12 protein-coding genes and 1 pseudogene are annotated in these 8790 nt (G+C 60.0%); 10 read left to right on the top strand and 3 right to left on the bottom strand.

Translation table 11 applies throughout. The features are described 5' to 3' along the window. A pseudogene (locus ACEW8Q_RS11885) lies at positions 1-118 on the top strand (IS5/IS1182 family transposase); the annotation flags it as partial. Here ACEW8Q_RS11885 and ACEW8Q_RS11880 read toward each other — a convergent pair. Next, the gene (locus ACEW8Q_RS11880) at positions 93-476 is read right to left on the bottom strand and encodes a hypothetical protein (protein ID WP_373504271.1); all 384 of its coding nucleotides are present in this window, start codon (positions 474-476) and stop codon (positions 93-95) included. The pseudogene ACEW8Q_RS11885 and the gene ACEW8Q_RS11880 sit on opposite strands and share 26 nt — an antisense overlap. 248 nt (positions 477-724) lie before the next feature. On the opposite strand from ACEW8Q_RS11880, the gene ACEW8Q_RS11875 reads away from it, so the two are divergent. Together ACEW8Q_RS11875 and ACEW8Q_RS11870 are read left to right on the top strand one after the other, a co-directional pair. After that, positions 725-1333 (top strand): ABC transporter substrate-binding protein, encoded by a 609-nt coding sequence (locus tag ACEW8Q_RS11875; RefSeq protein ID WP_373504270.1) that lies wholly within the window; start codon positions 725-727, stop codon positions 1331-1333. Between the two features lie 74 nt (positions 1334-1407). Then, complete coding sequence (locus ACEW8Q_RS11870; RefSeq protein WP_373504269.1) at positions 1408-1998, top strand: ABC transporter substrate-binding protein; 591 nt, start codon at positions 1408-1410, stop codon at positions 1996-1998. Positions 1999-2019: 21 nt separating this feature from the next. On the opposite strand, the gene ACEW8Q_RS11865 is transcribed toward ACEW8Q_RS11870, so the two are convergent. Next, positions 2020-2478, bottom strand: coding sequence for a cytochrome c (locus ACEW8Q_RS11865; RefSeq protein WP_373504268.1), 459 nt, complete (start codon positions 2476-2478; stop codon positions 2020-2022). 137 nt (positions 2479-2615) lie between these two features. Between ACEW8Q_RS11865 and ACEW8Q_RS11860 the strand changes: the two genes are divergently transcribed. The 4 genes from ACEW8Q_RS11860 (at position 2616) to ACEW8Q_RS11845 (ending at position 5127) form a co-directional block, all read left to right on the top strand. Next, positions 2616-3260, top strand: coding sequence for an extensin family protein (locus tag ACEW8Q_RS11860; protein ID WP_373504267.1), 645 nt, complete (start codon positions 2616-2618; stop codon positions 3258-3260). 97 nt (positions 3261-3357) lie between these two features. After that, the gene (locus ACEW8Q_RS11855) at positions 3358-3690 is read left to right on the top strand and encodes a hypothetical protein (protein WP_373504266.1); all 333 of its coding nucleotides are present in this window, start codon (positions 3358-3360) and stop codon (positions 3688-3690) included. 22 nt (positions 3691-3712) lie between these two features. Further along, positions 3713-4399, top strand: coding sequence for a TerB family tellurite resistance protein (locus ACEW8Q_RS11850; RefSeq protein WP_373504265.1), 687 nt, complete (start codon positions 3713-3715; stop codon positions 4397-4399). Further along, the gene (locus ACEW8Q_RS11845) at positions 4396-5127 is read left to right on the top strand and encodes an N-acetylmuramoyl-L-alanine amidase (RefSeq protein ID WP_373504264.1); all 732 of its coding nucleotides are present in this window, start codon (positions 4396-4398) and stop codon (positions 5125-5127) included. The genes ACEW8Q_RS11850 and ACEW8Q_RS11845 overlap by 4 nt, the downstream gene beginning before the upstream one ends. On the opposite strand, the gene ACEW8Q_RS11840 is transcribed toward ACEW8Q_RS11845, so the two are convergent. Then, complete coding sequence (locus ACEW8Q_RS11840; protein WP_373504263.1) at positions 5128-5589, bottom strand: hypothetical protein; 462 nt, start codon at positions 5587-5589, stop codon at positions 5128-5130. On the opposite strand from ACEW8Q_RS11840, the gene ACEW8Q_RS11835 reads away from it, so the two are divergent. From ACEW8Q_RS11835 to ACEW8Q_RS11825, 3 genes are all read left to right on the top strand, one after another. Continuing rightward, complete coding sequence (locus ACEW8Q_RS11835) at positions 5588-6262, top strand: glutathione S-transferase family protein (protein WP_373504262.1); 675 nt, start codon at positions 5588-5590, stop codon at positions 6260-6262. The genes ACEW8Q_RS11840 and ACEW8Q_RS11835 overlap by 2 nt on opposite strands. Further along, positions 6259-7923, top strand: coding sequence for an amidohydrolase (locus tag ACEW8Q_RS11830; protein ID WP_373504261.1), 1665 nt, complete (start codon positions 6259-6261; stop codon positions 7921-7923). The genes ACEW8Q_RS11835 and ACEW8Q_RS11830 overlap by 4 nt, the downstream gene beginning before the upstream one ends. 73 nt (positions 7924-7996) lie before the next feature. Further along, entirely contained in the window at positions 7997-8674 is a 678-nt protein-coding gene (locus ACEW8Q_RS11825) for a hypothetical protein (RefSeq protein ID WP_373504260.1), read from the top strand. Positions 8675-8790: the final 116 nt, after the last annotated feature.

The following is an 8790-nucleotide window of genomic DNA, read 5'->3' as shown; positions in this document are numbered from 1 at the left end:
GCTCAATCGCTGCCGAAGGCTGGCCAAAGATTGGGAATGCTTCAACCGAAAAGCCCTCTCCTTTCTGCACCTCGCCTCAATCAGGCTCATGCTCAGGAAACTATGCAACCCAGCATGAACTCTTCGGACAGACACTTAGGTGGATCACTTTCAGATCCTTCGTCAAGCCATTTAAGGGCTATATACTTTGCCCTGACTAAGTATTTCCCGACAGCCGGCTTCCAATCCATTTCCTTAAGTGCTTGATCATCAGTGGCTTTGAGTACATTTTTCAGCCAAATCTTGATTGATCCTGCTTCAACATCCTCCAATACCAACAACGGCTCGATTTCACTGTCTATCGAGCCGATAGTCAGCGCATCAATTCGCTCAAAACCCTCTATCATTAGGCTTGCCGCGTCGAACACTCGCCTTGGGTTGCCTTCCCCCTTCTTAAAATCAATAGTCAGGCAAAGGTCAGCATCTTCCGGCGGCATTGGCGGCTCCTGCCCAAACGTCACATGAAGATTGCTTAACATGACGCACCTTTACTCAAAAGAGGGTCGATTGTATGGCTGTAAGCACAACATACGTCAAGGGGATACTTCCGCGGATACAGGGATCCCCGCAAGGTCCTTCACTTCCTTGTGCGCGGATTGGGTGGTGCCTTGCAATCTCCCCATTTTCGCGGCCTATTGGCACGCGTTAGAGGTCAGGGGGCTGATCTGGCTTTTCAGGAGGCGATATGACGTATGGGTTGAAGCGCCCGCTGACCCGGCGGGACCTGGGTGGATTGGCATTCGCGGCGCTGCTGGCGGCCGCAGCGCCCGCGCAGGCGGATACGGCGGCTGAGACCTATGTGAAGAAGATTGCCGCCGACGTGATGGCACTCGCCAATACAGGCGAGAAGGGCAAGGCGCTCAGGGGCCGGTTTGCGGCTCTGATGAACCGCTACATCAACCTCAAGGGCATCGCGGACTATGCGCTGGGTCCCTACAACAAGAAGTTGCCTGCGGGTGACCGTGCCGAATTCTACAAGCTGGTGAGCAATTACGCCGCCGCGCTCTTCGTCTATTACGTCGAGGATTTCCGGGGTACCGAGCTCGATATCATCTCCACAACCAAGCAGGGCAAGTTCACCATCATCCACAGCGCCATCACTGGAAAGGGCGGGCGTGAGCAGGTGCGCTGGCGGCTGGTTCCGACCGGGGGCAGTTTCCTCATCAGCGATGTCAATCTCAAGGGCATATGGTTGCGAATTTCGATGAAGGACCGGTTCGGCAAGGTGCTCAAGAAGTCGGGAGGCGATTTCGGACCGCTTTTCGCCGAACTCCGCGAGGCGGAAACCTGGTAGGGCGCGGGCTGATGTTGACGGAGCTTGCAGCCGTCCACTAAAGCTCAGGCCTGTTCCGGACTGGAAAGCGAATCATGGCGGAGACCATCTCGACAAAGACCCGCGGCCTGACACGGCGTGCCGTGCTGGCCGGGCTTGCCGCCGGGCTGGCGGGTCCCGCCTTCGCGGCCGACCATCCCGCGGTCACCTACATGCGCAAGGTGGGAAAGGACATGCTGAATGCCCATCGGCAGGGCACCGTGGCGAGCTTCAAGCGCGCCATCCAGCGCCACGCCGATGTAAGGGGCATTGCCGACTATTCGCTGGGCCAGTACCGATCCAAGTTGCCATCTGGCCAAAAGGATCGCTATTATGGCGGCACGGCCACATTCATGGCCCGCTACTTTGCCGACCAGTCGCGCGAGTATCCGGTTGCCAAGTACACCATCGGTGAGGCCACGGCGGGTGACAACAAGGAAATCAGCGTCGATTCCAAGGTCTACCTCATGTCCGGCCAGACCTACACCGTTGTGTGGAAGCTCGGCTGGAAGGGTGGCGGCTACAAGGTGCTCGATGTCAAGATCATGGGCTTCTCGCTGATTTACCTGCAGCGTGGCCTGTTCACGTCGTTCTTGTCAAAGCGCAACGGCGACGTTGGCCAGCTTGTGGCGGCGCTGAACCGGTAGCGCCGCCTCCCGCGCACCACTTCAGTTCACCTGCATAGACTTGATGAATCCGACCAGGGATTCGATCCGTTCACGAACGATCATCTCTCGTGTGTCGCGATCGTTCTCCACTGAAATGGCTTCGGCATTGAACCAGTCGCCCCACACCGGCATGTCGCGCTCACCGTGCACGCGCACATCGACACGGCCATCTATGACCTGCTTGACGCGGTCTTCAGGGAACTGGCCGGCGTTCAGCTTGGTGAGTTTCGTGAGATCGGGAACGGCCAGGGTGAGGAACTCGCCCATCGCGCCATCTCCCGTGCCGCTCATGCCATGGCAGGCCGCGCAATAGTTCCTGAAATCGCGCTGGCCCAATTCAAGACTGATGCCTTCGCGGATCGATGGCGCGGCGCTTGTGGCTGAATTGGCGAGGGCCCCCGGCGCGGCAACGAATACGCCGCCCACGACAAGCCCCATCAAGAGATATTTCCTGATCATGATCCTCACTCCGTTTCTGCATGCAGAATCGCCCGGCGGAAGAGTGCGGGCCTTGACCTCAATCAATTGAGCCTTTGTTAACCCTGTGCTTCCTAGAGTCAGCGTTCGCTCTTCTGTCAGTTCGTGTCGAGTTCCCCATGGTTTCGCTTCGCAACGTGCTTGCCGCCGCCTGTGTCGCCGCCGTGCTTGCGGGGTGCGGGTCGTCGAAGAAATCCTATTTCGAAACCGAAGGGCTCCGCGCGCCGGAAGGCTCCTGCGATATCAAGCCTTCGCGCATCGGGCTTGCCGAGAAGATCCGCAACATCGACGAGGGCAACGGATGCGAGGTTCGCAACGCGTGGCGCGTCCAGTCCGTCGGTTCCGTCTCCTTCAGCCAGCCGGCCACAGTGAATTGCGGCATGGCCGAACCCTTGCGCGACTGGTTGGAGGGTACTGTGCAGCCTGAGGCTCAGCGAGCCTTTGGCGAGAGCGTCGTGGGTGTCGACGTGGCCGCGTCCTATGCCTGCCGCCCGCGCAACAACAAGCGGGGTGCAAGGATGAGCGAACATGGCTATGGCAACGCAATCGACATCTCTGCCTTCACACTTGAGAGCGGCCGGAAGGTCACGGTGCTTGGCGGCTGGCGGGGCGGGCGCGAGGAGCAGCGGTTCCTGCGGGCCGTTCATGGTGAGGCCTGCAGCGAGTTCCGTACCGTACTGGGGCCGAACGCCGACGCGAACCACCGCGATCACATTCACCTCGACCTGCAGAACCGCAAGAGTGGAAAGTCTTATTGCCGTTGAATCAATGGCTTGTAGCAAAAGCCGGATACGTTGATTCAAGCGAGAGCATGCCGCGGGCGATATTGCAATTTTCGGCTTGCCAGCGCATATGACGAGCATGGAACAGGAAATCATCAAGCCGGACACTCAGCCCAAGGCCGGGACGCAGGCTTTCAGCCCGCTCGGCTGCCTTATCGCGGCGACGGGCGCCACGCTCATGGTCTTCTGCATGATGGCGTCAGCCATGGTGGCCACGGTCTGGGCGCTGTCGAAGCTCGCGGGCCTCCCCGACATGTTCATGTATGCGCTCATGGCGGTTGGACTGATCCCCGTTCTTTGGGTCACGGCATGGACTGCCGGACGTGCCTGGCATGTCGAGCAGCTGCTCGCAGCCCAGAAGGACGTGGACGTGCCGGTCTTTAACCTGCGCCACTATTTCGCGAAGCACTGAGGCCTCTTCCGGCACATCATCCATGTCGATATGGACCCGCATTGCCGAAACGCTCGCCACCATCGGCGAGTCGGTTGGCGGCTTTCTTCAGGCTCTGGCCTCGCGCAAGACGACGCCGCCCGAGAAGTCGGTTGCCTTCACCATTGGTATGATTGCGCTCGGCGCCAAGATGGCGAAGGCCGATGGCGTCGTCACGGAGGACGAGATCGCTGCCTTCAAGCAGGTCTTCCATATTCCGGACGGCGAACTCTCCGCCGTGGCGAAGGTGTTCAACCTCGCCAAAAAGGATACGGCCGGTTTCGAAGTCTATGCCCGCCAGATCGCGAAACTGTTCGATGCGCAGCATGCGATCCTCGAGGACGTGCTGGATGGACTTTTCCACATCGCCAAGGCTGACAACGCTTTTCACCCCGGCGAGAATGGCTTTCTGGCAAGGGTCGCCGAATCCTTCGGCTTTACGCCCGCCGACTTTGCGCGCATCCGGGCGCGGCATGTGGCCGTAGCTGACGATCCCTACCTGATCCTCGGGCTGGCCCATGAGTCGACCGCAGACGAGATCCGCAAGCGCTACCGCGAGCTGGTGCGCGAGTATCATCCCGATCGCCACATCGCGGCGGGAGTTCCGCCCGAGATGATCGAGATCGCCACGCAAAGGCTTCAGAAGGTGAACGAGGCCTATGACCAGGTGATGAAGGACAAGGCGGCGTGATCATTTCGCCGCTCGCGCATGACGTCCTGCCGGCGGCCAATGTGGAGCAGCGTCGCAATGGCCGGGTGGTGGACATGCTGCTTCTGCACTACACCGGCATGGCAAGTGCCGCGGCAGCGCTTGAACTTCTCGTCAGCGCCCAGTCCGGCGTCTCGTGCCATTACCTCGTTGATGAAGAGGGCCGCATCACGCAGATGGTGGGCGAGGAGATGCGGGCGTGGCACGCTGGCGTGTCATGCTGGCAGGGCGAGGCCGATACCAATTCCCGTTCGATCGGCATCGAGATCGCCAATCCAGGCCACTGGCTTGGATATGCAGATTTTCCACTGATCCAGATGAAGGCCGTGATCGCCTTGTGCCGGGATATCCTGGGGCGCAATGCCATCGTGCCGCAAAACGTGCTGGCCCATTCGGATGTGGCGCCGGGCCGCAAGATCGATCCCGGCGAGAAGTTCGACTGGCGGATGCTGCATGAAGAGGGGATCGGCCACTGGATTGCTCCGGCCGCGCCGGAAGACAGTCCGCTCGAACGCGGTGAACTGGAAACCTTCCAGCAGCTTCTGGCTGGGTATGGATACAGTCTCGGGGTGTCTGGCGAGGCCGACGATCAGACCCGCAAGGTGACGGATGCCTTCCAGCGCCATTTCAGGCCCGCGTTGGTCAATGGCATTCCGGATCGCTCGGCGCTGCTCACGGCGGAGCGGCTTGTGGCCGGGCTTTCCGCCTGATCAGTCCTTGCGGCAGAGCTGCATGAGGCCCGCCACGTCGGCCTCGTAGAGGGGAAACACCTTTTCATCAGCGCCCAGCGAAACCCGGAAGCGGTCGGCCTTCTCCATGGCCGACAGGAACGGATGATCGGCGGGGATTTCCGCCTCGATGCTGGAGACACCGGCTTCGGCGTTCACTTCGGCCCTGGCCTCGAAACTTGCCGTCTCGTCGCCTGCGGAAAGCTGCATCGTGACCTTCTTGCCAGCCTCGACGTTCTCGCTCACTTCCGGAACGAAAACATTGACCACGCCCTTGCGGATGGGGCACCACAGGCTGATGCCGACGTCGTCCGACTCCGGCACGCCGAAAATCAGGTATGCGTCCTGATCGCTTGCATCGAGCGTCCATTCACGCTCCTGTGCGGCAGCCGTGCCCACAAGCAGGCACAGGGCGAGGGAAACGAAGAGGGGACGCAGCGTCATGAGTGGGGAACCTGAGGAAGCGGTGCCTCTCTATCGGCTCTACTGGGATCGGGGAAGTGCCAATATGGCGCCCCATGCAATTTTGCGTGAAATCGGCTGCCTATTCGAACTCGTGCGCGTGGATATATCGAAAAGCGAGAACCGCGCGCCTTCATATCTGGCCATCAATCCCAACCATCGCGTGCCGACGCTGGTCCATGGCGGCCGCGTGCTCTACGAATCAGCCGCGATCGTCCTCTATCTCTGCGAAAGCCATCCGGAAGCCGGGCTGATGCCGCTGCCGGGAGAGGCGGGCCGCCACCTGTTCCTGCAATGGCTGGTCTATTTCACCAACACGCTCCAGGAAGACCTGCAGCATTGGTGGCATGCCGACAACTATCTCGATCTCGAAGCCAGCCGCCACGACATGAAAACCGTTTCGGAACGAAGGCTTGCCGACATCTTCTCGCGGCTAGATTCAACTCTTGGCGAGGCCGGTCCCTATATGCTGGGCCAGCGCTTCTCCGCTGCCGACATCTTCCTCACCATGCTCTGCCGCTGGACCCGCCAGATGCAGACACCCGCCACATCCTATCCCAATCTCAACCGGCTTATCGGCCTTGTCACCGCGCGCCCTGCCTGGGTGGCCATGATGGACGCCGAGGGCATCAACTGGAATGGACCTCTCGCATGACCGTCTCGCTGATCATCACGAACGCCAAGATATTGACCATGGACCGCGAGAAACCCCGCGCGGAGGCGATCGCGGTCGCGGGCAACCGGATCGTGAAGGTGGGCGGCGCGGCAGAGGTCAACAGCCTCAAGGGCGCCTCGACACGGGTGATCGACGCGGGCGGCGCCACCGTCATACCCGGTTTCGTCGAAGGCCACATGCATCTCTTCGCGGGGGCGGCCGAGCTCTCGCACCTCCAGCTCTTCGGCACGCGCGGCTTCGACGAGTTGAAGGCTCGCACCGAAGCCTATGTCCGCGGCAATCCGGGTGACGACCTCATCATCGGCGAGCAGGCGGACTATGTCATCCTGGGCGAGCACGAGCCGCTCACCCGCCACCACCTCGACCGCATCGTGAAGGACCGGCCCATCCTCGTCTTCTCGCCGGACCATCACACGGCCTGGGCCAACACCATCGCGCTGGAAAAGGCAGGACTGCTGCTTGGCCGCAAGCTGGGGCCGGGCAACGAGGTCGTGATGGGTGCCGACGGGCTTGCCTCGGGCGAGCTTCGCGAGGGCGAGGCCATTGGCCCGGTGCGCGAGCTTTCGAGGAAGGGCATGCGCGACCGGCTGGGCTTGACCACTGGTGGCGAGCCGGAACCCTATCCGACCAAGGAGGAGTTCGAGAGCGACCTCGACACCATGCGGATCGGTCTGGCGCATGCCGCCTCGCATGGCATCACCTTCATCCACAACATGGACGGCAATCTCTATCAGCTTGAACTGCTGGAGGAATTGCACCGGCGGGGTGAGCTCACCGCACGTGTCAAGGTGCCGTTCCACTACAAGAACTTCATGGACCTGGACGTTCTGGAAAAGGCCTCGAAGATGGCGGACCGCTACCAGTCCGACATGCTGTCCTCGGGCTTCGTGAAGATGTTCGTCGACGGCGTGATCGATTCAGGCACCGGCGTCATGGTGGATGACTATTCCGACAATCCGGGCTGGAAGGGCGAGCCGCTGTTCGAGCCCGAGCGCTTTGCCAAGATCGCGGTGGAGGCTGACCGGCGCGGATTGCAGATTGCCGTTCATGCCATCGGTGACGGGGCGGTGAGGATCGTGCTCGACAGTTATGAGGCGGCGCTGAAGGCCAATGGCCGCCGCGACTCGCGCCATCGGGTAGAGCATGTCGAGGTGATTCACCCCGACGACATTCCGCGCTTCGAGGCCATGGGCGTCATCGCGTCGATGCAGCCTCCGCACCCGCCCGGCAACCATGGCCTGCCGCTCGAACCCTATCTTTCGCGCATCGGTGAGGCCCGCTGGCAATATGCGTTTGCCTGGAAGGCGCTGCGTGAGGCCGGTGCCCGCCTCGTGTTCGGCACCGACTGGCCGATTTCTGACATCGACCCGATGTGGTCGCTCCAGTCCGCCATGACGCGCCCGCAGTGGAACGACACGATGCCCGACAACCGCCAGAGCCTCGACCAGGCCATCCGCTCCTACACCGAAGACGGCGCCTATGTTGGCTTCATGGAGCGCAAGACGGGTGTTCTGAAGGAGGGGATGCTGGCCGATATCTGCGTGCTGCCGGTGGATTTGGAGCAGACCGATCCCGCAAGCTACAAGGGCATTGCGCCCAGGATGACTATCTGTGACGGGCGCGTGGTGTTTGAAGGGTAGTGGACGTTGGTACCCATTTCTGTAAGCTATACTCTCCCCGCTAAGGAAACATTGCCATTCAATGGTGCTTCTCATGAGCTTGAGCAACGATCCTTTTGACGAACTGCGGCGTCGAAATCCGTGGAAAAAACTGAGAGCGACTCCGCCTTACATTCTGGACGAAGATCGGGTTGCAATTGAACAGTTCAACGCTACGAGGGCAAGAATCGAGACGAGGATTCAAACGGATGTGGTTCCTGAACCGTTTATTGGCTCTCCTTACGCATCCGTCTGGCTACTGAACTTAAACCCAGGGTTTGATGAGACCGATCTTCTTCACAGTTCTGCGGTCAAGGAACAACAACTCCAGTCAGCTTACCTTAACAGCACAGGTTTCTGGTACTTGGGCGAACAGTTTAGCGAGACGGGAGGACACCGCTGGTGGTCTCGCCGATTACGGGAAGCAATAACAGAACACGGCGAAAATTCGATAAGGCATTCATTGTTCTGTGTTGAGTTCTTCCCTTATCATTCCAAGACTTTTGACAAGAGACTTTTCGTTGCGTCTCAGAAGTTTACCTTCGATCTCGTTAGAAGGGGTATCGAGTTGGGTAAGTCGTTCGTTTTCATGCGTTCAGTGCGAGCTTGGAACGATGCAGTGAGCGAGCTCAAAGGAGCTAGTTCTATTCAATTGAAGAATCCAAGAAGTCCGTATGTCACTCGCCGGAACCTAAGCGATCCCCATTTTCGGGGATGTCCCGTACTCTGTTGAAAATGCCAAGGCTGGCGTCGCTGGTTGAACCTTATGCAGCATCGGCCAAGCGGTCAACTGCATGGGAGGCTGGCTGCTCGGTCCGATGGTTTTGAAGTGCGGCCTTGAGGATTGGC

Source organism: Aestuariivirga sp. (assembly GCF_041738905.1).
GTDB lineage: Bacteria > Pseudomonadota > Alphaproteobacteria > Rhizobiales > Aestuariivirgaceae > Aestuariivirga.
Note: the sequence above shows the minus strand (reverse complement) of the source record. Positions and strands in the feature narration are given on the sequence as shown.